22 protein-coding genes are annotated in these 20,505 nt (G+C 70.2%); 13 read left to right on the top strand and 9 right to left on the bottom strand.

Features of this window, described 5'->3' with window-relative positions; genetic code table 11:
• The first annotated feature begins 28 nt into the window (after positions 1–28).
• Together ACIBH1_RS42250 and ACIBH1_RS42245 are read left to right on the top strand one after the other, a co-directional pair.
• Positions 29–436: a hypothetical protein gene (locus ACIBH1_RS42250; protein ID WP_397319719.1), complete on the top strand. Its 408-nt coding sequence runs from the start codon at positions 29–31 to the stop codon at positions 434–436.
• Positions 436–786, top strand: coding sequence for a nuclear transport factor 2 family protein (locus ACIBH1_RS42245; protein WP_397319718.1), 351 nt, complete (start codon positions 436–438; stop codon positions 784–786). The genes ACIBH1_RS42250 and ACIBH1_RS42245 overlap by 1 nt, the downstream gene beginning before the upstream one ends.
• Before the next feature lie 39 nt (positions 787–825).
• On the opposite strand, the gene ACIBH1_RS42240 is transcribed toward ACIBH1_RS42245, so the two are convergent.
• Positions 826–1,188: an STAS/SEC14 domain-containing protein gene (locus ACIBH1_RS42240; RefSeq protein ID WP_397319717.1), complete on the bottom strand. Its 363-nt coding sequence runs from the start codon at positions 1,186–1,188 to the stop codon at positions 826–828.
• A gap of 126 nt (positions 1,189–1,314) precedes the next feature.
• Between ACIBH1_RS42240 and ACIBH1_RS42235 the strand changes: the two genes are divergently transcribed.
• Positions 1,315–2,136: an SAM-dependent methyltransferase gene (locus tag ACIBH1_RS42235; protein ID WP_397319716.1), complete on the top strand. Its 822-nt coding sequence runs from the start codon at positions 1,315–1,317 to the stop codon at positions 2,134–2,136.
• Here the strand turns inward: ACIBH1_RS42235 and ACIBH1_RS42230 are convergent, their stop codons facing one another.
• A complete protein-coding gene (locus ACIBH1_RS42230; RefSeq protein ID WP_397319715.1) occupies positions 2,137–2,880 on the bottom strand; it encodes a methyltransferase domain-containing protein in 744 nt (247 codons plus the stop codon).
• 117 nt (positions 2,881–2,997) lie between these two features.
• Between ACIBH1_RS42230 and ACIBH1_RS42225 the strand changes: the two genes are divergently transcribed.
• Positions 2,998–3,387: a VOC family protein gene (locus tag ACIBH1_RS42225; protein WP_397319714.1), complete on the top strand. Its 390-nt coding sequence runs from the start codon at positions 2,998–3,000 to the stop codon at positions 3,385–3,387.
• On the opposite strand, the gene ACIBH1_RS42220 is transcribed toward ACIBH1_RS42225, so the two are convergent.
• Positions 3,357–4,235 (bottom strand): M56 family metallopeptidase, encoded by an 879-nt coding sequence (locus ACIBH1_RS42220; RefSeq protein WP_397319713.1) that lies wholly within the window; start codon positions 4,233–4,235, stop codon positions 3,357–3,359. The genes ACIBH1_RS42225 and ACIBH1_RS42220 overlap by 31 nt on opposite strands.
• Positions 4,232–4,597 carry a BlaI/MecI/CopY family transcriptional regulator gene (locus tag ACIBH1_RS42215; RefSeq protein WP_397319712.1) on the bottom strand — a complete coding sequence of 122 codons (366 nt, stop codon included), beginning with the start codon at positions 4,595–4,597 and terminating at the stop codon, positions 4,232–4,234. The genes ACIBH1_RS42220 and ACIBH1_RS42215 overlap by 4 nt, the downstream gene beginning before the upstream one ends.
• A 73-nt stretch (positions 4,598–4,670) precedes the next feature.
• On the opposite strand from ACIBH1_RS42215, the gene ACIBH1_RS42210 reads away from it, so the two are divergent.
• Positions 4,671–5,312: a class I SAM-dependent methyltransferase gene (locus ACIBH1_RS42210; protein ID WP_397319711.1), complete on the top strand. Its 642-nt coding sequence runs from the start codon at positions 4,671–4,673 to the stop codon at positions 5,310–5,312.
• Here the strand turns inward: ACIBH1_RS42210 and ACIBH1_RS42205 are convergent.
• The gene (locus ACIBH1_RS42205) at positions 5,296–6,423 is read right to left on the bottom strand and encodes a sugar ABC transporter substrate-binding protein (RefSeq protein ID WP_397319710.1); all 1,128 of its coding nucleotides are present in this window, start codon (positions 6,421–6,423) and stop codon (positions 5,296–5,298) included. The two genes, ACIBH1_RS42210 and ACIBH1_RS42205, sit on opposite strands and share 17 nt — an antisense overlap.
• A 133-nt stretch (positions 6,424–6,556) precedes the next feature.
• Here ACIBH1_RS42205 and ACIBH1_RS42200 point away from each other — a divergent pair, with 133 nt between their 5' ends.
• The 4 genes from ACIBH1_RS42200 to ACIBH1_RS42185 are packed head-to-tail and all read left to right on the top strand — an operon-like array spanning position 6,557 to position 11,256.
• On the top strand, positions 6,557–7,864 hold the full coding sequence (locus ACIBH1_RS42200; protein ID WP_397319709.1) for an ABC transporter substrate-binding protein: 1,308 nt from the start codon (positions 6,557–6,559) through the stop codon (positions 7,862–7,864).
• Positions 7,865–7,868: 4 nt separating this feature from the next.
• Positions 7,869–8,726, top strand: coding sequence for a carbohydrate ABC transporter permease (locus ACIBH1_RS42195; RefSeq protein ID WP_397319708.1), 858 nt, complete (start codon positions 7,869–7,871; stop codon positions 8,724–8,726).
• Positions 8,723–9,547: a carbohydrate ABC transporter permease gene (locus ACIBH1_RS42190; RefSeq protein WP_397319707.1), complete on the top strand. Its 825-nt coding sequence runs from the start codon at positions 8,723–8,725 to the stop codon at positions 9,545–9,547. The genes ACIBH1_RS42195 and ACIBH1_RS42190 overlap by 4 nt, the downstream gene beginning before the upstream one ends.
• Positions 9,544–11,256 carry a glycoside hydrolase family 127 protein gene (locus ACIBH1_RS42185; protein ID WP_397319706.1) on the top strand — a complete coding sequence of 571 codons (1,713 nt, stop codon included), beginning with the start codon at positions 9,544–9,546 and terminating at the stop codon, positions 11,254–11,256. The genes ACIBH1_RS42190 and ACIBH1_RS42185 overlap by 4 nt, the downstream gene beginning before the upstream one ends.
• Here the strand turns inward: ACIBH1_RS42185 and ACIBH1_RS42180 are convergent.
• On the bottom strand, positions 11,249–12,304 hold the full coding sequence (locus ACIBH1_RS42180) for a LacI family DNA-binding transcriptional regulator (protein ID WP_397319705.1): 1,056 nt from the start codon (positions 12,302–12,304) through the stop codon (positions 11,249–11,251). The genes ACIBH1_RS42185 and ACIBH1_RS42180 overlap by 8 nt on opposite strands.
• Positions 12,305–12,400: 96 nt before the next feature.
• Between ACIBH1_RS42180 and ACIBH1_RS42175 the strand changes: the two genes are divergently transcribed.
• Both ACIBH1_RS42175 and ACIBH1_RS42170 read left to right on the top strand, forming a co-directional pair.
• The gene (locus ACIBH1_RS42175) at positions 12,401–12,748 is read left to right on the top strand and encodes a PadR family transcriptional regulator (protein ID WP_397319704.1); all 348 of its coding nucleotides are present in this window, start codon (positions 12,401–12,403) and stop codon (positions 12,746–12,748) included.
• Positions 12,749–12,967: 219 nt separating this feature from the next.
• A complete protein-coding gene (locus tag ACIBH1_RS42170) occupies positions 12,968–14,206 on the top strand; it encodes a hypothetical protein (protein ID WP_397319703.1) in 1,239 nt (412 codons plus the stop codon).
• 158 nt (positions 14,207–14,364) lie between these two features.
• Here ACIBH1_RS42170 and ACIBH1_RS42165 read toward each other — a convergent pair whose 3' ends face one another.
• Both ACIBH1_RS42165 and ACIBH1_RS42160 read right to left on the bottom strand, forming a co-directional pair.
• Positions 14,365–15,402 carry a hypothetical protein gene (locus tag ACIBH1_RS42165; protein ID WP_397319702.1) on the bottom strand — a complete coding sequence of 346 codons (1,038 nt, stop codon included), beginning with the start codon at positions 15,400–15,402 and terminating at the stop codon, positions 14,365–14,367.
• Positions 15,403–15,459: 57 nt separating this feature from the next.
• Entirely contained in the window at positions 15,460–16,080 is a 621-nt protein-coding gene (locus ACIBH1_RS42160; RefSeq protein ID WP_397319701.1) for a methyltransferase domain-containing protein, read from the bottom strand.
• Between the two features lie 61 nt (positions 16,081–16,141).
• On the opposite strand from ACIBH1_RS42160, the gene ACIBH1_RS42155 reads away from it, so the two are divergent.
• Both ACIBH1_RS42155 and ACIBH1_RS42150 read left to right on the top strand, forming a co-directional pair.
• The gene (locus ACIBH1_RS42155; RefSeq protein WP_397319700.1) at positions 16,142–16,489 is read left to right on the top strand and encodes a YciI family protein; all 348 of its coding nucleotides are present in this window, start codon (positions 16,142–16,144) and stop codon (positions 16,487–16,489) included.
• Positions 16,486–17,682 (top strand): RNA polymerase sigma factor, encoded by a 1,197-nt coding sequence (locus ACIBH1_RS42150; RefSeq protein ID WP_397319699.1) that lies wholly within the window; start codon positions 16,486–16,488, stop codon positions 17,680–17,682. Before ACIBH1_RS42155 ends, ACIBH1_RS42150 begins: the two co-directional genes overlap by 4 nt.
• A gap of 24 nt (positions 17,683–17,706) precedes the next feature.
• Here the strand turns inward: ACIBH1_RS42150 and ACIBH1_RS42145 are convergent, their stop codons facing one another.
• Positions 17,707–20,472 carry a P-loop NTPase fold protein gene (locus ACIBH1_RS42145; protein ID WP_397319698.1) on the bottom strand — a complete coding sequence of 922 codons (2,766 nt, stop codon included), beginning with the start codon at positions 20,470–20,472 and terminating at the stop codon, positions 17,707–17,709.
• Positions 20,473–20,505 lie beyond the last annotated feature (33 nt).

The following is a 20,505-nucleotide window of genomic DNA, read 5'->3' as shown; positions in this document are numbered from 1 at the left end:
TCAGCGAAACCCCACCAAGGAGTTCGAAATGACCGCCGTTGCCCAGACCGTTGACCGCACGAAGTTCCTTCGACTCGCACTCGTGGTCGATGCCGTCGTCACCGGCGGCAACGGCCTGGCCTACCTGACCGCCGCCCCGCTGGTGAGCGAGTTCATCGGCACCGACGTCACCCTCCTGCGCGGAATCGGGGCCTTCCTGACCGTGTACGGCGTGGCGGTCGGCTTCCTCGGCACCCGCCGGACCGTGCACCGCGCCGCGACCCAGGCGGTCATCGGACTCAACATGGCCTGGACCCTGGCCAGCATCCTGGCGGTCGTGACCGGCCTGCTGGAGTTCACCACCGTCGGCGCCGTCTGGGCGATCACGCAGGCCCTCACCGTGGCCGCCTTCGCCGAGCTGCAGATCATCGGCCTTCGCAAGACTGGAGTGAAGTGATGACCATCATCGAGCGCTACCTCGCCGCCTGGAACGAAACCGACGCCGAGCTGCGGGCCAAGGCCGTGGCGGAGCTGTGGACAGAGGACGGCGTCTACACCGACCCGCTCGCGAACGTCACCGGGCACGAGGCCATCGCCGCCGTGATCGCCGGCGCCCAGCAGATGTTTCCTGGCCTGGTCTTCACCGCGGGACCGCTCGACGACGCCCACACCAACCTGGTGCGCTTCACCTGGCACCTGGGCCCCGCGGGCGGCGAGCCCATCGTGGTCGGCTTCGACGTCCTCGACCTGGCCGAAGACGGCCGCATCCGCAAGACCCTGGGCTTCCTCGACAAGGTGCCCGCATGAGAAAAGGGCCCCCGTGAAAGGGGGCCCTTTTCCTTTGCCTCAGGCGATCAGCCACTGCCTGGCGCGGTCCTCATCGGCCAGGCCGAAAACCGCGACCTCCGCGGGCATCAGGAACTTGAACGCCCGCACGGAATCCCTGATCCACTCGACGTCGGTGACCACCGCGACCTTCTCGAAGTCGGACCAGTGGCCCAGACCCAGCTTGGTGTCCTGCCACAACGCCCCCGCCTCGTATCCCCGGTAGTCGGCGCCCAGCTCGAACAGCAGCCGGATCTTCTGGTGATCCATCAGCGCCTGGTCGATCGCGGGCACCAGCACGACGCGATAGTCGTCCGCGGTGACCTCGCCCGCGGCCGCGAAACCGATCGTCCCCCGGGGCAGCCCGGTAAGTGCTTCCATCATGTTTTCGACCTTTCCCGGGCCTTCGATGCCGAAGACGGACAAGGGTGGTTTTTGCCACCTCCTTTGATGTCCTCATGACGACACCGAGAGTTATGCTGACCGGTATTCATGTGGAGAGGGCCGTGCATGCGCGAAACGGAATGGGTGCCGAGCGGCATCGACACATGGACCCCGAATGGCGCGCGCATTTACGACTACATGCTCGGCGGGCACGACAACTACCCCGCTGACCGCGCCGCCGCGGACCGCATGCTCCAGTCGAATCCCGCCGCTCCCCGCACCGCGATGGCCAACCGCGACTTCCTCGGCCGGGTCGTCAGCCACCTGGCGGGCGAGGTCGGCATCACGCAGTTCCTCGACATCGGCTCCGGATTGCCGACCCAGCGCAACGTGCACGAGGTCGCCCAGGAGAGCAACAGGGACGCCAGGACCGTCTACGTCGACCGCGACCCGACCGTCGTCCGGCACAGCCAGGCTCTCCTGGAGCGCCACGGCGTGCGCAACGCCATCGCCTTCGAGGGCGACCTGCGCTCGCCCGGCCGCATCCTCATCCACCCGCACCTCACCGGCTTCCTCGACTTCAGCCGGCCCGTGGCCGTCCTGCTCGTCGCGATCCTGCACTTCGTCTCCGACGAGGAGGACGCGCACGGCATCGTGCGCCGGCTGGCCAGCGTGCTCGTGCCCGGCAGCCACCTGGTGATCTCGCACACGACCGACGAGTCGCCGCCCGACGTGATGGAGGCCGCCCAGCAGGGATTCCGCCTGGCCGGCAGCCCGCTCACCCCCCGCTCGCGGGCCGGCATCACCCGCTTCTTCACCGGGTTCGACCTGCTGGAGCCGGGGCTGGTCGACGTCCGCGACTGGCGGCCCGCGCTCCGCACCGACCAGGCCTGGCCCTCGGGCTGGACCATCGCGGGCGGCGTGGGCGCACGGCCCTCGAACGACTAGTCACGGCCGGGTGGCCGAGGCGACGAAGAGCGGCAGCGCCACGAAGAACCGGTCGCGCCGCACCCGGTCGGCCTGCTCCTCCGTCCAGGAGTCGAACTCTTCCCGCGTGATCGCGCCCATGTCCAGCGCGCCCTGGGCCAGGCCCATGACCAGGGGAAGCACGAGGCCCTCGGTGAAGGCCTCGGTGTGCGCCTCGACCTCCACCTCGGCGAACCCGGCGTCCAGCAGCATGTTGCGGTACCTTCGGGCGGCGCGCGGGTCGGTGACCTGGTCGGCGCGGGCGTGCACGATCGTCCGCGTCAGCTCGGGCCGGCCGGAGTCGATGACGAAGGCGTCCCAGTCCTGGCCGACCAGGACGATCCGCCCGCCGGGCGCGAGCACGCGCGCGGCCTCCCGGATCGCGCGCGGGGCGTCGTCGAGCACGTGGAGCACCTTGTCGGCGCGGTATCCGGCGACCGCGCCGTCATCCAGGGGCAGGTCGTAGGCTCCGGCGATCCTGAAGTCCTGCCCGGGGTACCTCTGCCGGGCGATGGTGATCATCTCGTCCGCGAGGTCCACCCCGATCGCGCGGGCCCCCAGCCCGTCGAGTTCGGAGACCGCCCGTCCGGCGCCGCAGCCCACGTCGACCACCGTGGCGCCCGGCCGCGGCCGGAGCAGGTCGTAGGAGCGGCCGCGCAGCCGGGTGGCGGACGGCAGGTTCTCGATCGCGTCGAGGAGCGTGATGAGATCGGCGATGTTCGTCATAGGGCCAGCATCGGCGTTCAAGCCGACTTGAAGTCAAGGCAAAGGCTGCCGGACCCTGCCCTTGCGCCATAACCTGGACGGGAAGACCTGGAGATGAGCCGAAAGCCAGGAGTGAACATGCCTTTGCAGGCGAGCGTCATCATGCTGGGCGTCAAGGACGTCGAGCGCGCCAAGGAGTTCTACGTCGGCGGCATGGGCGCTCGCGTCGTGCAGGCCTATCCGGGGTTCGTGCGATGCGGCCTGGGCGATGGCTCCTCTGATCTAGCGCTCTACGAGTGGGACGCCGTCGCGCAGGACGCGGGGGTCTCCGCCGAGGGCTCCGGTTTCCGCGGGTTCGCCGTCCATCACCTGGCGGACTCCAGGCAAGAGGTCGACGCGCTCGTGAAGGCCGCAGAGGCCGCGGGCGCCACCGTAATCAGGGCCCCGGCAGAGGCCGAGTGGGGTGGCTACGACGGCGTGTTCGCCGACCCCGACGGCTACCTGTGGAAGATCGCCAGCGCCGCCTGAGCGCACAGCTCGTGCATGAATCCCGAGGTGGCCGCCGCGGCCGCCCCGAGGACGACCAGGGCGAGCAGGCTGAGCGCCACCCGGGGGCCGCCCACGGCGGGCAGGCCCTCCTGGGTGCCCGACTCCAGCTGGGTCAGCCGCGCGCCGAGGGCCGACGGCTCCGCCATCGCCGCCGCGCCCGCCGCGCAGGCGTGGGGCACCTCGACGGCCTTGAGCAGGGCTCCGGCCAGGGCGCGGGTGCCGTACCTGGCGATGGCGCGGCGGTCGGCCGCCAGCTCGCGCCCGACCACGAACCTGTGTCGCAGGGCGGGCAGGGCCGGGACGAGGAAGCCGGGCAGGGTCAGGGCGGAGCTCAGGAGCACGCGCAGCGGGTCGCGGCACTCGACGTGCGACTGCTCGTGGGCCAGGACCGCCGCCAGTTCGTCGCGCGTCAGCGCCTCGACGAGCCCGGTGCTGACGGCCACGCGCGGGCGGCGCACGCCGTACGTCAGCGCCCACGGTCGCGGGTCGGCGACCAGGCGGATCCGCCGCACGCCCGCCTCGGCCGCGACCTCGGTCAGGAGCGCTGGCGCATCGACGCTCCCGGCGCGCAGGTCGCGGTGCAGCCGCCGGGTCGCGCGGCTCGTGCGCCGCAACGCCCGCACGGCCGTCGCCAGGACGGCGCAGGCCACGCAGGTGAGCGCGGTCACCGCGAGCAGTGCCCCGGGCGGGGCCGCCGCCGTGCCGCCGAGCCACAACGTCAGCGCGGTCGGCAGGAAGTCGGCGATCAGCGCGAACGCCGACAACGCCGTGACGGCCAGCGCGACCAGCTGCCAGAACGCCCGCCCTCCGGCGTCGAGGCAGCTCACGACTCCACCTCCAGCAGGCGCCGCAGCCGCTCGCGCGCCGACGGGTCGGCGTCGACCTGGTCGACGAAACGCGCGATGGCCGCGTCGCCGAAGTCACGCAGGACGTTTCGTACGGCTATCGCGGCGGCGTCCGGCAACGCCGCCTGGTAGGCGAACCCGCGCCCGAGCGGCTCACGGGACAGGATGCCCTTGTCGGCCAGGCGGCTCATCACCGTCATCACCGTCGTGTAGGCCAGGGCCGCCTCCCTGCCGGAGTTCAGCGCGCCGAGCACCTGGCGCACGGTCAGCGCGCCGTCGGCCGCCCACAGCAGCCGCATGATCTCCGCCTCCAGCGGGCCGAGCACCTTGGCCAGATCCGTCACGCTTCCATCTTCCTACTAGCCGGATGTAGTAGCAATATCTACTATAGAAACGTAGTAGACGAAGGTGGCGATGATGAACGAGCTCTCCAGGTTCCAGCACCCACGGTTCGCCCGCATGTACGTCGACGCGTCGGCGGTCGCCGACCGGCGTGGCGGACGCGAACACCGTCGGCGCCTGCTCTCCGGGCTGAGCGGCAGGGTCGTCGAGATCGGCGCGGGCAACGGCCGCAACTTCGCCCTCTACCCCGGCACGGTCACCGAGGTCGTCGCCGTCGAACCCGACGACACCCTGCGCTCGGTCGCCGACGACGCCGCCAAGAGCGCCCCGGTGACCGTCCACGTCGTGGCCGGTCATGCCGAGGCGCTCCCCGACGGCCCCTTCGACGCGGCCGTGGCCTCCCTGGTGCTGTGCACCGTGCCGTCGGTCGAGCGCGCCCTGGCCGAGATCGCCCGGGTGCTGCGGCCCGGCGGCGAGCTGCGGTTCTACGAACACGTGCGCTCGACCAACCCGGTCTTCGGGCTGGTCGAGGACCTGATCGCCCCGCTGTGGCGGAGGGCGGCGGCCGGCTGCCATCCCAACCGCGACACGGTGGCGGCGATCGAGCGGGCCGGGTTCTCGGTCGACGCCGTGGACAGGTTCGCCTTCGCGCCGCAGCCGGTGATCCCCAGCACCGCTCACGTCATCGGCCGCGCCCTGCTCACCCGTGCGCGATAGGACCGGTGCGCTCGACGAGCTTCTGGGCGGTGTCGGAGCCCTCGAACCTGGTCTTGGTCGTCTGGTAGGGACCGACGTTGTCCTTGGTCACGAACAGCAGGCCGGTGTTGGTCTCCGAGGGGAACATCAGCCCGCCCGACAGCTTGTACAGGTAGAGGTAGACCACCGGTAGGAATCCCTGCAGGTAGGGCTGCTGGTCGATCGTGTAGTCCAGGTCGCCCGCCTTGATCCCGGCCAGCGTCTCCGGCACCAGATCGAACCCCCCGGCGACCTTCAGCCCCTTGCCGCGCAGGCCGTACTTCTTGACCACCTGACCGACCGACTGGGTCGACCCCGCGTCCACCGCCAGCATGCCCGCGAGCTGCGGGTGCCCCTGGGCGTAGGCGTCGATGATCGACAGGCCCTTCGTCACGTCGGCGTTGGTGCCGACCGAGGTGAAGGTGATCGCCTTGCCCGAGTCCTTGAACGCCTGCGCGGCGCCGTCGATGCGCGGCTGGATGTTGAGCGCCCCCGGCGTGGCGATGAACCCCGCCACCTCACCCGAGTCGACCTGCTGCAGCGCCCGCTGGCCCAGGGCGTAGCCCGACTCGTACAGGCCCTGGCCGACATAGGCCAGCCGGGAGGTGCCCTTGTCGTCGCGGGCGCCGTCGGCGTTGTACGACACCACCGGGATGCCCGCGTCGAGCGCCCGGTTCACCGGGTCGCGGAAGGCCGCCTGGTCCACCACCGCCACCGCGATGCCGTCGGCCTTGCCGGTGACCGCCGTGTTGGTCGCGTTGACCATCTCGGCCACGATCGAGTCCTTCGACCCGGTCCACTGGAACTCCGTGCCCAGCAACGCGCACGCGTCCTGCGCGCCGTACTGCGTCGGGGTGAAGAACGGGTTGGTCGTGACGTGACAGACGAAGGTGAACTTCCACTTCGGAGTGGAGGGGAAGTCACCGGCTCCCGCGGCGGGCGTCTGAGCCTGTTCGGAACCGGAGCTGCAGGCCGTGAGCAGCGCCGAGGCCGCGGCCGAGGCGCTGACGAGCCCCGCGCCGGTGAGCAGGCGCCGCCTGGCGACGCCGGTGAGCTTGAGAGTGTCCAGTGCCTCTTCGATCTTCTGATTCATGGCCGCTCTCCCATCAGCCGGACTGGGAGCAACGTAAACCAGAATGAATACGATTGCACTCAATCGTATTCACTTCGTGACGTTTCTGGGTTACGGTCCGGGCAAGTCCACCCATGAGGGGAGCCAGGCACACATGAGAACCCACTGGGCGGCCCTGGCCGCACTGCTCCTCGCAGCCGCCTGCAGCCAGGAGGCGGCGCCCCCACCTGCGACCACCCAGGCCCAGGCCGCCGCCGCCACGACGTCGTGCGCCAGCAAGGGCGAGCTGACGATGTGGGAACGCTCGGGCGGCAACAAGCAGATGGTGGACATGCTCGTCGCGGCATGGAACGCCAAGAACCCCGACTGCAAGATCAACCTGACCTACATCCCCCACACCGAGATGGTGGGGAAGATCGCCCAGGGGGTCGCCTCCGGCGACGTGCCCGACCTCATGGGCATGGACCTGATCTACGCTCCGCAGTTCGAGAAGGAGCAGCAGCTGGTCGACCTGACCGACCGGATCAAGGACTGGCCCGAGCTCGCGACCGCCAGCAAGGGCCACATGACGGTCGCGACCTACCAGGACCGCCTCTACGGCGTGCCGCTCTACGCCGACGTCTCGGCGCTCTTCTACAACAAGGACCTCTTCCAGAAGGCCGGGCTCGACCCCGACAAGCCTCCCACCAGCCTGGCCGAGCTGAGGGACTACGCCGACAAGATCACCGCGCTGGGCGGCGGCGTCAGGGGCTACTACCTGCCGGGCAACTGCGCCGGATGCAACATCTTCACCGTCGGCCCGCTGATGTGGGCCTCGGGCGCCACCATCGAGGCGACCGACGGCAGCGCGGAACCGCTGACCGGCGACGGCGTCAAGCAGGTGCTGCAGTTCACGCGCGACATGGTCAAGGCAGGCAACGTGCCCGACGGCAGCCGCACCGAGAACGGCGAGACCTTCCACCTGCAGTTCGGCTCCGGCAAGGTCGGCATGATGGGAACGGGCAACTTCAACATCACCCTGGCCCGCCAGCAGAACCCCTCGATGAACTTCGGCATCTCCCTGCTTCCCGGCATCGCGCCGGGATCCTCCGCCTCGTTCATCGGCGGCGACCTCGTCGTGGTGCCCAAGGGCAGCGAGCGGGTGGCCGACGCGGTCAACGTGATGAAGTTCCTGCTCTCCGACGAGGTCCAGGTCGAGGTCTACGCCAAGGCGCTCAACCTCACCACCAGATCCGACATGGTCGACAACTCCTACTTCAAGGCCGAGCCCCTGGTGGGCGACGTCGCCAAGGCCCTGGCCGTGGGGCGCACGCCGTACACCACGACGTTCTTCGAGCAGATCAACTCACCGCAGGGGCCGTGGCTGAAGATGCTGCAACGCGCCTACTACAGCGATGACAACCTCGACACCGTCATAGCCGACGCCAAGACGGAGATGAAGGCCATAGCGGGCCGGTCGTAGTCTCATGCGCAGACGCCGCCTGGTCGGACTCGCCTACCTCGCGCCCGCCCTGCTCTTCGTCGCCGTCTTCACCGCCTACCCCCTGGCGCAGATGGCCTGGGTGTCGCTGCACGACTGGTCGTTGCTCTCGCCGCCGAGATTCGTCGGCCCGGCGAACTACGAACGAGCCTTCGGCGACACCCAGTTCTGGACGTCGTTCCGGTTCACCCTGCTCTACACCGCGGCCATCACGCCGGTCCTGATCATCGGCGGGTATCTGCTGGCGCTGCTCACGCTGCGGCGGCGGATCACCCGCACGGTGGTCTTCATCCCCGTCGTGATCGGGCTCGGGGTGTCGAGCCTGCTGTGGTACTGGCTGTTCAGCACCGACTTCGGGCTGGTCAACCGCGCGCTGCTGGACCTGGGCGTCATCGACGAGCCGGTGTTGTGGCTGGGCGTGGACGCCGGGGTCTCCACCTTCGCGATCAGCCTCTCGGTGGTCTGGAAGGTGATCGGCTTCGGCATGATCCTGTTCGTCGCCGCGATCCAGGCCGTGCCGGTCGAAATCGTCGAGGCCGCCAAGGTCGACGGGGCGAGCCAACGCACGCAGGTCACCCGGGTGATCCTGCCGCTCACCCTGCGCACCGTGCTGCTGGTGACGCTGGTCAGCGTGATCGGCTCGCTGCTCGCCTTCGACCAGTTCTACATCATGACCGCGGGCCAGCCCGGCAACGAGACGGCGACCTCGGTCTTCTACATCTACCTCAACTCCTTCCCCTACCTGAAGCTCGGCTACGGCGCCGCCCTGTCGATGATCCTCACCTTCACGCTCCTCGTCCTCACCGTGCTCCAGCTGCTGCTCACCCGCCGGAGCCACCAGTGAGGCGCCACCTGCTCGCCGCGATCTGCCTGGCCGTCGGCACGGTCATGCTGATGCCGCTGGTGATGTCGGTCCTGGCCTCGATCAAGCCGACCGAGGAGGCCGCCGCCTCCCCGCCGACCTACCTGCCGCACGGGTTCAGCTTCGACAGCTACCAGCGACTGTGGGGCTACCAGGAAGGGCTGCCCGTCTACCTGGCCAACAGCCTCGGTACGGCACTGCTGACGATCGTGCTCACCCTGCTGCTGACCATCCCCGCCGCCTACGCGCTGGCACGTTTCCCCGTGCCCTTCAAGGAAGCGATCTTCGTGGTGCTGCTGCTCGCGCTGATCGTGCCCTACCAGGCCATGCTCACCCCGATGTTCCTCATGTTCGCCAAGCTCGGCCTGACCAACTCGCTGCTGGGCCTGGCCATCCTGCACACCGCCATCCAGCTGCCCTTCAGCCTGTTCGTCCTGCGCAACAGCTTCAGCGCCGTGCCGCGCGAGCTGGAGGAGGCGGCCATCATGGACGGCTCGTCGTCGTGGGCGGCGCTGCGCTGGGTGTTCGTCCCCGCCGCCGTCCCGGCGATCGTCACCACGGCGCTGTTCGCCTTCATCACCTCGTGGAACGAGTTCCTCGGCGCGCTGGTCATGATGAGCCGCAGCTCCAGGTTCACCCTGCCGCTGATCCTGGCCACATCGCGGACCGAGACCAGCCTCGGCGGCACCGACTGGGGCATGCTGCAGGCCGGCGTCACCATCTCGATCATCCCGTGCGTCCTCGTCTACTTCCTGCTTCAGCGGTACTACGTGTCCGGCCTGATGAGCGGAGCCATCAAATGAACGTCCTGCGTCCCATCCACGCGAAGATCGTCGGCGGGTTCTGGGAACGGCGGCAGCGGATCAACCGCGAACGGACCATCATGCACGGGTACGGCAAGCTGGGCGGCGCCCTCGGCAACCTCCGCATGGCCGCCGGGCAGCCCGGCGACTACCAGGCCGACGCCGACGACGGCGGCATGACCCTGCCCTTCCTCGACTCCGACGTGTACAAGTGGCTCGAAGCGGCGGGCTGGGAGCTGTCGCGTGGCGCCGACCCCGCCCTGGCCGCCGCCGCGGACGAGGCGATCGCCGTCGTTGCCGCCGCGCAGCGGCCCGACGGCTACCTCAACAGCTTCGTCCAGGTGGTCAAGGGCGGCGTGCCCTACACCGACCTGGCCTGGGGACACGAGCACTACTGCCTGGGGCACCTGATCCAGGCGGCCGTGGCCTGGCATCGCGGGCTCGGCGACGACAGGCTGCTCGCCGTCGCCCTGCGCGCCGTCGCCCACCTCCCGGCCGAACCCGGCGTCGACGGGCACGCGGGCATCGAGATGGCGCTGGTGGAGCTGTTCAGGATCACCGGCGAGGAACGCCACCTCAAGCTCGCCGAACGCATGCTGGCCCTGCGCGGGCACGGGCAGATCGGGCGGGGGCGCTTCGGCGCGGAGTACTGGCAGGACCACGCGCCCGTGCGCGAGGCCACGACCGTCGCGGGGCACGCGGTGCGGCAGCTCTACCTCGACTGCGGGGCGGTGGACGCGGCCGTGGAGCTGGAGGACGAGGAGCTGCTCGGCACCGTCCGCAGGCGCTGGGACGACATGACGCGCACCCGCACCTCGCTCACCGGTGGCATGGGGAGCCGCCACCGCGACGAGGCGTTCGGTGATCCGTACGAGCTGCCGCCCGACCGGGCCTACAACGAGACGTGCGCGTCCATCGCCGGCGTGATGCTGGCCTGGCGCCTGCTCCTGGCCACCGGCGAGCCGAAGTACGGCGACGCGATCGAGCGGGCGATGTTCAACGGCGTGCTCAGCGGGATCTCGCTGAGCGGCACCGAGTTCTTCTACACCAACCCGCTCCAGCGCAGGACGCACCGCGTCGGCTCGGGCGGCGGGCGCGCGCCGTGGCAGTCGTGCGCCTGCTGCCCGCCCAACCTGATGCGCCTGCTCAGCTCATGGCACCGCTACCTGGCCACGCGCGACGAGGGCGGCGTCCAGATCCATCACTACGCCGACGCCGAGCTGAGCTCGGGCGAGATCCGGCTCGCGGTGCGGACCGGCTACCCGTGGCACGGGCGCGTCTCCGTCGAGGTCGTCGCCACGCCCGACCGGCCGTGGACGCTCTCGCTGCGGGTGCCCGCGTGGAGCACCGGCGGGCCCCCGGCGCGGCACACGCGGCATTGGAAGGCGGGCGACCGGGTCGAGCTCGACCTCGGCACGGCGATCCGGATCACCGAACCCGACCGGCGGGCCGACGCTCTGCGCGGATGCGTCGCCGTCGAGCGAGGACCGCTCGTCTACTGCCTGGAGGGCATCGACGCCCCGGCCGAGCTCGAAGAGCTCGCGTGGGACGGCGATCGCGCGCCGAGCGAGGTGCCGCGCCCCGACCTGGAGCCGGAGATGATCGGCATCGACGTCCCCGTCGCCGGAGGCCTCACCGCCGGAGCGATCCCCTACTACGCGTGGGCCAACAGAGGAGCCGGGTCGATGCGGGTGTGGATCCCTAGATGACGGGCGGCGGCGCCGTCGAGTCGCGCACCACCAGCTCCGGCTCGAAGACCTCGATGGACAGGTCGGCCTCGGAGGGCTCGCGCCGCGCCGGCCGTACGGCGAACTCGACCGCGTGAGCGACGATCTCGGCGATCGGCATCCGCACCGTGGTCAGCGCGGGGACGGTGTGCGCGGAGATCAGGATGTCGTCGAACCCGACGACCGACAGCCGGCCGGGCACGGTCACGCCCAGGCTGTGGGCGGCGTGCAGGACGCCCACCGCCACCACGTCGGTCGACACGGCGACGGCCGTGGGCGGGTCGGGCCTGTCCATCAGGCGACGCAACGCGGCGTCGCCCCCGGCGAGGTTGCTCGGGCACCGCTCGGCGTAGCCCTCGGGCACGGCGCCGAAACGCTCGCGCATGAACTCGAGGTAGGCCTGCTCGCGCACACGATACTCGTTGGGGAGCTCGGCGTTGACGAAGGCGATGCGCTCGTGCCCGAGCGCCACCAGGTGGTTCAGGCCCGCCCTGATGCCCGCCCTGTCGTCGGCGTCGACGGTCGGGAACTCGCGCGGGCTCGTGCCCGGCCACAACGCCACCACCGGCACGAGCGAGGCGCGCAGATCGGCCAGCAGCTCGGGATACTCCTGCATGTCTCCCAGGAGGACCACGGCATCGGTGTGACGCGTCTCCAGCACCGTGGTCAGCGGGATCGCCTCGGCGCCCGTCCGGGGCGGGGCGTGGCCGAGGACGACGTTGTAGCCGTGGGACATCGACTCGACCACCAGCGCCTCGATCGCCCCGGCGAAGAAGGGGTCGCTGAAGTCGCGCACCACGGCGCCGATGAGGTTCGTCGACGCGCCCCGCAGGCCGCGGGCCAGCGGGTTGGGGCGATAGCCCAGCTCCCTGGCCGTGCGCAGCACCCGCTCGCGGGTCTCGGGCGCGATGGGCACGGCGGTGGGCGCCCCGCTGAGGACCCGGGACACCGTGCTCTGCGAGACCGCCGCCGCCCTGGCGATGTCGCGCATGGTCGGCACGGGGCGTTTGGCGGACTGGTCGTCAGTCATCGGGGCCAGCGTAGCATCGTGATGCAGGCATACGATTTCATTCCGGGAATGAAACAGGGGCTTGCGGTTAACTCTATCTAGGTAGACATTGGTGTCATGGCACGCGCACGACGTCCCTCCCCGCAGACCGCGGCCGTGCTCTCCGCCCTCGCCTCCACGGGCGCGGGCTGGAGCCACGGCTACGACCTGTGCCGCGCACTCGGGCTGAAGGCCGGCACCGTCTATCCGATCCTGATCCGGCTGGCGGAACGCGGGCTGGTGGAGACCTCCTGGGAGACCGATCCGCCTCGCGGGCGGCCCGCCCGCCACCTCTACCGGCTCACCACGGCGGGCGCGGAGCTCGCTCGCGCCGTGGCTGCGTCCGCTGCCGCCTCGTCAGCCGCTGCTCCTTCCGCCGAGGGCGCCCCGCGCGTGAGGCGACGCCTCGCCCCGGGCGCGGGCTGATCCCGCACACCGCACCCCCGCACCGCACCCCCGCACCGCACCCGCCGCACCGCACCCGCTCACCGCACCCGCTCACCGCTCGCGCACTCGCCCACTCACCCATCCGCCCACTCACCCATCCGCCCACTCACCCATCCGCCCATCCGCCCATCCGCCCATCCGCCCATCCGCCCACTCGCCCACTCGCCCACTCGACATCGTCCGAGCCCGGAGGCCCAGATGCTCCTCCCCCTCCTCTTCCTGGTGGTGCTCGCACCGGCGCCCCTGCTCGCGATCGTCGTGCTCGCGAGCCGTCTGCGCGGCGCCGTGCGCCGTGAGGGCGCGGGGGTGCTCGCCACCGGCGTCATCGCCGCGGTACGGCGAGGCACGGCATGGCCGGTGTGGCCGGCGCTGATCGCCGTCGTCATGGCCACCGCCGCGCTCACCGCCCTGTTCGAGCAGGCCTACCTCGCCACCGTCGCGCTGGGACCGCGCCTGGGCTTCGACGTGGCACTCCTGGGCATCACCCTCGGTTTGGTCGCGATGGTCGGGTGCGCCCTGCTCTCGGCAGCGGGCGCGGCGGCCGTGGCCCGGGCACGAGGGTTCGGGGCCGGGACGGTCGCCGGGGTTCTCGGGCTGGCCGCCGTCGCCGTGGGTGCGGCCCTGGCGCATCTGCCGCTGCGGGCCGCCTATCTGGCCGATCCCGGCGGCTTCCCCCTCGTGCCGAACCTGGCCGACGGGGACCTGCTGATCCCCGTCGAGGCCTTCCTCTACCTGCTGGCGCTCGCCCTGCCCTGGCCCGTGCTGGGAGCGGCGCTGCGCCCCAGGAGCCCGGGGAAGCGGGTGCGCGACGGCTGGCAGTTGCTGCTCGACCTGGCCACCGCCGACCTTCCCGCGAGCCGTACGGCCTGGGGCGCCGCCCTGCGGGCCGAGCTCGCGGCCATCGACGAACCGGCCGAGCGCAGGCGCTTCGCCCTGGGCGGGACGTGGACGGCGGTGTGGTCGGGTCCGCCGCGTTACGCCTGGGTGGGCGCCGCCGCGGTGGCGGCCCTGGTGGCCGTCGGGTCGTTCGCCGCCTCGCGATGGTCGCTGGCGCACGATCGGGGCGGCGTGTTGTCGTTCTGGGCCGTCGTGCCCAGCTTGCTGCTGCTCGCGCTCACGCTGGGCACCTCGTGGCGGGTGCGCTCCTTCGGCGCCGGGCTGCGGGCGGGCGCGCTGGCCGGGTTCGCCGCGCTGGTGGCGGTGCTCGCCGTGGGGATTCCCGAGGCCATCGTCTGGGCGGAGCGGCGGGCGGGCTATCTGAGCACCGGCGACGCCGTACCTCCGTCATGGGAGGCCGCCGTCCTGGACGTGGTGCGGCCGGAGTTCCTGATCGCCATGATCGGCTTCTGGACGATCGGCGCCGTGGGCGGCGCCGCCCTCGGCACGGCTCTCTGGCGCGAACGCCATGGCGAGCACGTGCTGCAGAAGGTGCAGTAGGAGGGCGGCGCCGCTCGGAGCGAACCGGCTACCGGCTACCGGCCGGTCGCCTGGGTCTGCCGGCAACCGCCCGGTCGCCCGGGGCTGCCGGCAACCGCCCGGTCGCCCGGGGCTGCCGGCAACCGCCCGGTCGCCCGGGGCTGCCGGCTACCGGGCGGTCACGAGCTGGCGGGAGGCGTCGTGGTCGGCGTCTCCGTCGGGGTCGGCGTTCCGGTGTCCGTCGGGGTCACCGTCGGCGTCGGGCTCTCCGTGGGAGTGACCGTCGGCGTGGGCGTCGGCGTGACGGGTGGTGTCGGGCACGGGGTCGGCGTGCGCCAACCGGGCGGGCCCGCCCAGCGCTGCCAGGAATGCTTCCAGGCCCGCTGCGACCACCAGCGCTTGACCGGCCGCGACAGGTCGTAGACCGTCATGGCGGTGAGCGACTGGTAACCGGCGGACGGCGCCTGCTGCGTGACCGGCGGCGGCGTGGTGGCGGGTGGAGTGGTCTCAGGCGGGGTGGTGGGCGGCTCCGTGGTGGGCGGCGGCGTCGTGGCCGGTGGCGTCGTGGCCGGTGGCGTCGTGGCCGTGGGCTCGCCGGTGGGCTGCTCCGTCGGAGGCTCGGTGGGCGGCTCGGTCGGCGGCTCCGTGGGCGGCTCCGTCGGCGGCTCGGTGGGAGGCTCCGTCGGCGGCTGGTCGACGATCGCGGTCACCGAGACCCAGTCGCCCTGCCTGACCGTGCTCCTGCCCGTGCGTCCCGCGATGACGCGGGTGTCCTCGGTGAGCGTGTAGGTCTGCTCGAAGCCGTCCTGGCTCCGCACGGTCATGGTGCCCTCGGCGACGGCGGTCGCCTGACCGGTCTGGGCGAACAGCGTCACGGCGCCGCAGCCGTCCCTGGTCGGGACCTCGAACTCGCCGTGCATGACGCTCACGAACGCCCAGGGGCTGATCGGCGCGATGTCGGGCCGTGTCGCCGGAGTGGTGGGGGGAGTGGCGGTAGGCGTCTCCGTCGGGGTCTCGGTCGGGGTGGTCTGCGTGGGCGTGGCCGTCGGGGTCTCCGACGGCGGTGTGCTGGACGCCGCGGACGCGACGCCCGCTCCGCCCGACGCCACCAGGGCGAACGCTCCGGCGACGATTAACGATCGCGGGACGTTCCTCCGCGTCCCATCGGCTGCGTTGCGCAGCTTCTCGCGTGATGGGCCCGAACTCGTAGGCGTCACCTTGTCCTCCATGTCGGATTTGCCAGGTCCGGGTCAGCCTGCCCGCTCAGACACAGCTCAACCCCTGAGAGTCAGGGATTGGAATCGGAGCGCGTCAACTCCGACGGCATGGAAGTCGACCGTCTGGAAGGACCCGCTGGTGAACGCCTGCAGCTCCTCGTCGGTGCGGAAGGAGAAGAATCGGGGCGGATCGTGGTCGTCGCCGTCGTAAGGCCCCTCACCCCGGAGCGTCCCGCCGCCGTACACGCCGACGTAGAGCAGCCCGCCCGGCCGCAGGAGCGCGTGGATCGCGTCGAGAACGGCCGGCAGGTCCTCGTCGGGCACGTGCAGGAGGCAGTTCATCGCGTACACCGCGTCGAACGACCCAGGCGCGAAGTCCAGGTGGAGGAAGTCCATGACGTGCGCGTCGACGCCCTTCTCGCGGCAGCGCGCCACCATCTCGGGCGACAGGTCGACGGCGACCACGTCGAGGCCGTTCGCCTGGAAGAAGGCGCTGTCCTGGCCGGTTCCCGCCCCCACCTCCAGCAGGCGCCGCCCGCCGCCCTCACGCACCCGTTCGAGGAAGGCTGCGCGTTCGGCCAGCTTCCACGCCTGCTTGCCGCTGCCGTCGCGGCGCCCGGCACCGCCGTCGTATGCCGTTCGCAAAGGGCCGATCACATCCGCGTAGCGTGCACTCATCCCGTAAGGATGTCGTATCAGGCTCGTTCCCGATCGTCTGGAAGTCGAGGAGGTGAGGCACGTGAAGTACGTGCTGATGTTCATCGAGACGGAGCAGTTCGAGAAGGATCTGGCCGCCATGGGCCCCGACGAACGCGACCAGGTGTTCGCCAAGGTCGGCCGCTGGCTGGCCGAGCACCAGGAGCGGATCACCAACCGGGGGGCCAAGCTGCAGCCCGCCCACACCGCCACGACCGTCCGGCTCGACCGGGCCGCCGAGCCGCTGGTCACGGATGGCCCCTACATCGAGGGCAAGGAGGTGATCAGCGGCTTCCTGGAGGTGGAGGTCGCCGACCTCGACGAGGCGATCGCCATGGTCAGGTCGTGGCCTGGCTGCCCGGTGGTGGAGATCCGCCCGGTCGAAGGATGAACGACGCGCAGGAGGCGCTGGCTCGGGCGGTCCGCGAACACGCGGGCCGCCTGGCCGCCGCGCTGGTGAGCCTGCTCGGCGACTTCTCCGCCGCCGAGGACCTGGTCCAGGACGCGGTCGAGACCGCGCTCAGACGCTGGCCGGAGGAGGGCATCCCGGAGCGGCCCGACGCCTGGCTGTTCACCGTGGCCCGCAGACGCGGGCTCGACGTGCTGCGCCGCGAGGCCAACCACCGGGCCAAGCTGGCCCGGCTCACGTGGCCCGTGCTGCCGGAGCCGGACGACCGGCTGCGGCTGGTCTTCACCTGCTGCCACCCGGCGCTGCCCCGCGAGGCGCGGGTCGCCCTGACCCTGCGCGTCGTGTGCGGCCTGACGACGGCGCAGATCGCCGCCGCCTTCGTCGTGCCGGAGACGACCGTGGCCCAGCGCATCACCCGCGCCAAGCGCAAGATCGCCGATGCGGGCATCCCGTACCGGATCCCCCGCGGCGAGGAGCTGCCCTCCCGCGTCCACGAGGTGCTGACCGTCATCTACCTGCTGTTCAACGAGGGCTACCTGGCGACCGCCGGCGAGCCGGCGCACCGGCGTGACCTGGTCGACGACGCCGAGTGGCTCGCGGCCCTGCTGCACGGCCTCATGCCCGACGAGCCGGAGGCGGGCGGCCTGCTGGCGCTGATCCGCCTGCACCGGGCCCGCACCGCCGCCCGCTTCGACGCGGGCGGCCGCATCGTGCTGCTCGCCGACCAGGACCGCGCGCTGTGGGACCACGAGGCCATCGCCGACGCCGTCCGGCTGCTGACCCGTACGGCACAGCGGCACCTGTCGCCCGGCCCCTACCAGCTGCAGGCCGCCATCGTGGCCTGTCACGCGGAAGCCCCCCGGTGGGAGGAGACCGACTGGGAGCAGATCGTGCTCCTCTACGACATGCTGCTGATCCTGGCCCCCTCGGCGGTGACCCGGCTGCACCGGGCGATAGCCGTACGGCATGCGCGGGGGCCCGGGGTCGCCATGGCGCAGCTGGACGAGCTGGGTGAGGCGCTGGACAGGTACGCGCTCTTCCACGCCACCCGCGCCGAGTTCCTGCGCGAGCTCGGCAGCCACGACGAGGCGCAGGTGGCCGACCGGCGGGCGCTGGAGCTGACGGCCAACCCGGCCCAGCAGGCTCTGCTGGAGGAGCGTCTGACCTGGGTCTGAAGCCACATGGAGGAACGGCCGTCGTCAGCCCCTGGAGCGTCGGGCCAGGTGGTTGAGCAACTCAGGGTGCAGGAAGTGATACATGCCGGGGGCGACCTCGCGGATCAGGCCTGCCTCGGCCATCGACCGGACGGCAGCCGCGACTTCCATGCCACGCACCCCTCTGGTCCGGAACAGGCTCCTGATCTCCGCGTCCTCGATCGAGAAGATCTCCTTCCCCTCGACCGCGAGGTGCTCAGCCAGGTAGCTGAGTACCGGTCCCAGGCTCGCGCCACCCGCTTCAGTCAACCTGCGTGTTGCCCAGTCCGCGTACGCCTGGAACAGATCCACGTCTTCACCACCAGGTGACGCGATCAGTCCGTCAGTTGCGGCAACGAGCGCGGACAGCAGGGCCGGGCTCTCCAGCGCCTTGTCGAACCCCTTCAACCTGCCGGCATCCAGACCCTCTTGGACCAGCAAGGCGGCCGCATCCTGAGAAACGACCCCTTCAATGCGGACGACTTCGAACGACTCGTCCTCGATGAGTTGGCCCCGCAACTGACGGCCACGGTCGGTCAGGACTATGCGGGCGCCAGTTACGTGCTGCCACCTCAGGAGCGCACTCACCAATCGGCCGCGGGCCGACACCTCCACCTCGTCCAACCCGTCGAGCACCACCACCAGTGGTGCCCGGGAGACGAGTGCGAACGCATCAGTGCTCGGGATGCGGTACTCGTCGGTCAGCGCTCGAGTCATCCAGAGCTCTAAGCCTCCTTCGGCGGGCTTCAGCCAGCGGCACCGGATGAAGACGGGAATCTCACCGCCGCTTCGACGCTCCAGCAAGCGCTGCGTGATCCGGGCCGCCAGCGTGGTCTTGCCACTTCCCGGCGGGCCGACGATGAGCAAGCCGGGTCGCTCTCGGGACACCATGTCGTCCAGGCTCAATACTTGCGAACTCACGACGTCACGCACAATGAGATCCAGGAGTCGGCCTCCCTCTGCCACGAGCTGGCCGACGTGGCGCTCCACACGATCCGCCAGAAGGCTCAGAGTGTCCTCAAGCAAGGGGTTGCCCAGGCGCGAGAGAATGGGTCCGGTCACGGTCACGGAGTCCGACGACATGGGTTCGGGCTCCGTGACCGACGTCGATACCTTCACCAGATCGATGTAGGAGCGGACATCGGCAGGAATCGGACGCTTGAGGCTCATGAAGCAGCGCACGAGGTCCACAGCGAGCGGGCTCCAGTCCGGAATATCCTCGCCCTGCGCGGTCTCGATGTCCTCAGCCACTCGCTGGAGAAGCGTGGCGTCTTCATTGAGTCTGCCGTAAAAGGCGGCGTCGCCATCCCGGATAAGAAGGATCGATGTGAGAACTCCGACATCATAGGGGTTGAGGCTTCTGGCTCTGGCCACCCGATCTTGAAGGATCAAGACGTTCACGAAGCGCTTGATCGTGCGGGGATTACGGGGCAACCCGATCGCGAGCAGGGGACGGGCGTGCTTGATCTCCGGCGGCAGGAGAGCCGCCAGATACCCGTTGAACTCATCCTTCGAAAGCCGGGGCATCTCGAAGGGAAACTGGATGATCTTGTCGAGATAGTTCACCGCATGCGGCTCACCGTACTTTTCCCGGATGGCGGCGATCAGCGGATCCTTTGCGACACCGAGAACGAAGACGCAGTTGTCCCGGTTGAAGTGGAGTGTGAGGGCCTCCAAAAGCGTGGTGATCTGCTCTGCCGCGCAACGATCGAGGTCATCGACGAAGACCACCAGTCGGTCCTTGCCTGATCTCTTCAATGCCCGTTCGATGAGCAGGCTCAGCTGTTCATCGAGTCGGGTCCTTTCTGAGCGGACACGAAAGCTGGTCTCGTCATATTCGCGCAGTGATCTGCGCACGTCATCCAAGTTCAGCCCCACGGACTTCTGCAGCACGAGGGAGCTCATGGACACGGAGATCGAGCGGAGCACCCGGCTGATGTCTTCCCGGTGGCTGAGCCCGAGTTCGGCCACGATGGTATGGAGCAGGGGGAGAACCGGGTTGCCGTCGTACTGGTGGGGCCAGGGGTCGAACCACACATGAGCGCAGCGCTGGTGATTGTCCTCCAGGGCCTGTCTGACCTGTCGCATCAACGAGGTCTTCCCCATACCCCATTCGCCGAAGATGCCGATGACCATCGGCGGCGTGGCCGCGCTCGCCAGGTGGGCCAATTCGCTGGCGTACTCGGCACGGTTGAGACCGTCGGACGCGCTTGGTTCATCGCTGTGGGTAAAGACGCCGAGAACCTCGTCTGTCCCGTCGTCGGTGGGCATAGCCTGCGCAGCCGTACGGCGACGCTGCCGTCGTACATGACGAAACGCCCATATTGTCAGGCCACTGATGAGCACAAGGATGCCTACACCCCAGTAGATCGCGGGGGTGAGATACTCCCACCATGTCTCAGTGACAGCCAGCGGACGCCGGTCGATTCCGGCCGGGGAAATCAGCAGCAGTTGGCCGCTGGCCACCCCGAGGTGCTTGCCCGGGGCGATGACGACTTCGGCCACGCCGCCGGCCGGGAGGCGGACCAGGCCATCCTGCGGAACCTGGAGAACAGTGGCCACCTTGCCGACCACCTGTATCCGAACCGCGGTCTCCGGCCCCGGGTTGGCGATGAGGACCGAGAGCTTTCGCCCGTTCACAAGGTCGGCCAGCGGAATGCTGAACGAGGTGGTTTCGACGAACTCCGGTTTCGCCGGCTCAGCGAGCGCCTGAACCACGCCGCCGAAGAGAAACATCAGTAACAGCGTGCAGGTGATCCACGCATGACGCATATCTAGATTTTTACTCACGTAGGCCACACGAGC

The sequence above is a fragment of the Nonomuraea sp. NPDC050663 genome (assembly GCF_044456985.1).
Classification (GTDB): Bacteria; Actinomycetota; Actinomycetes; order Streptosporangiales; family Streptosporangiaceae; genus Nonomuraea.
This window is presented reverse-complemented; position numbering and strand designations above follow the sequence as displayed.

Excerpts from the sequence above, each read along its gene's own strand:
- ACIBH1_RS42160 (WP_397319701.1), bottom strand. The coding sequence starts at position 16,080 with ATGAGTGCACGCTACGCGGATGTGATCGGCCCTTTGCGAACGGCATAC.
- ACIBH1_RS42185 (WP_397319706.1), top strand. The coding sequence starts at position 9,544 with ATGAACGTCCTGCGTCCCATCCACGCGAAGATCGTCGGCGGGTTCTGG.
- ACIBH1_RS42245 (WP_397319718.1), top strand. The coding sequence starts at position 436 with ATGACCATCATCGAGCGCTACCTCGCCGCCTGGAACGAAACCGACGCC.
- ACIBH1_RS42180 (WP_397319705.1), bottom strand. The coding sequence starts at position 12,304 with ATGACTGACGACCAGTCCGCCAAACGCCCCGTGCCGACCATGCGCGAC.
- ACIBH1_RS42150 (WP_397319699.1), top strand. The coding sequence starts at position 16,486 with ATGAACGACGCGCAGGAGGCGCTGGCTCGGGCGGTCCGCGAACACGCG.
- ACIBH1_RS42195 (WP_397319708.1), top strand. The coding sequence starts at position 7,869 with ATGCGCAGACGCCGCCTGGTCGGACTCGCCTACCTCGCGCCCGCCCTG.
- ACIBH1_RS42175 (WP_397319704.1), top strand. The coding sequence starts at position 12,401 with ATGGCACGCGCACGACGTCCCTCCCCGCAGACCGCGGCCGTGCTCTCC.
- ACIBH1_RS42235 (WP_397319716.1), top strand. The coding sequence starts at position 1,315 with ATGCGCGAAACGGAATGGGTGCCGAGCGGCATCGACACATGGACCCCG.
- ACIBH1_RS42210 (WP_397319711.1), top strand. The coding sequence starts at position 4,671 with ATGAACGAGCTCTCCAGGTTCCAGCACCCACGGTTCGCCCGCATGTAC.
- ACIBH1_RS42225 (WP_397319714.1), top strand. The coding sequence starts at position 2,998 with ATGCCTTTGCAGGCGAGCGTCATCATGCTGGGCGTCAAGGACGTCGAG.
- ACIBH1_RS42230 (WP_397319715.1), bottom strand. The coding sequence starts at position 2,880 with ATGACGAACATCGCCGATCTCATCACGCTCCTCGACGCGATCGAGAAC.
- ACIBH1_RS42145 (WP_397319698.1), bottom strand. The coding sequence starts at position 20,472 with ATGCGTCATGCGTGGATCACCTGCACGCTGTTACTGATGTTTCTCTTC.
- ACIBH1_RS42200 (WP_397319709.1), top strand. The coding sequence starts at position 6,557 with ATGAGAACCCACTGGGCGGCCCTGGCCGCACTGCTCCTCGCAGCCGCC.
- ACIBH1_RS42170 (WP_397319703.1), top strand. The coding sequence starts at position 12,968 with ATGCTCCTCCCCCTCCTCTTCCTGGTGGTGCTCGCACCGGCGCCCCTG.
- ACIBH1_RS42205 (WP_397319710.1), bottom strand. The coding sequence starts at position 6,423 with ATGAATCAGAAGATCGAAGAGGCACTGGACACTCTCAAGCTCACCGGC.
- ACIBH1_RS42250 (WP_397319719.1), top strand. The coding sequence starts at position 29 with ATGACCGCCGTTGCCCAGACCGTTGACCGCACGAAGTTCCTTCGACTC.
- ACIBH1_RS42240 (WP_397319717.1), bottom strand. The coding sequence starts at position 1,188 with ATGATGGAAGCACTTACCGGGCTGCCCCGGGGGACGATCGGTTTCGCG.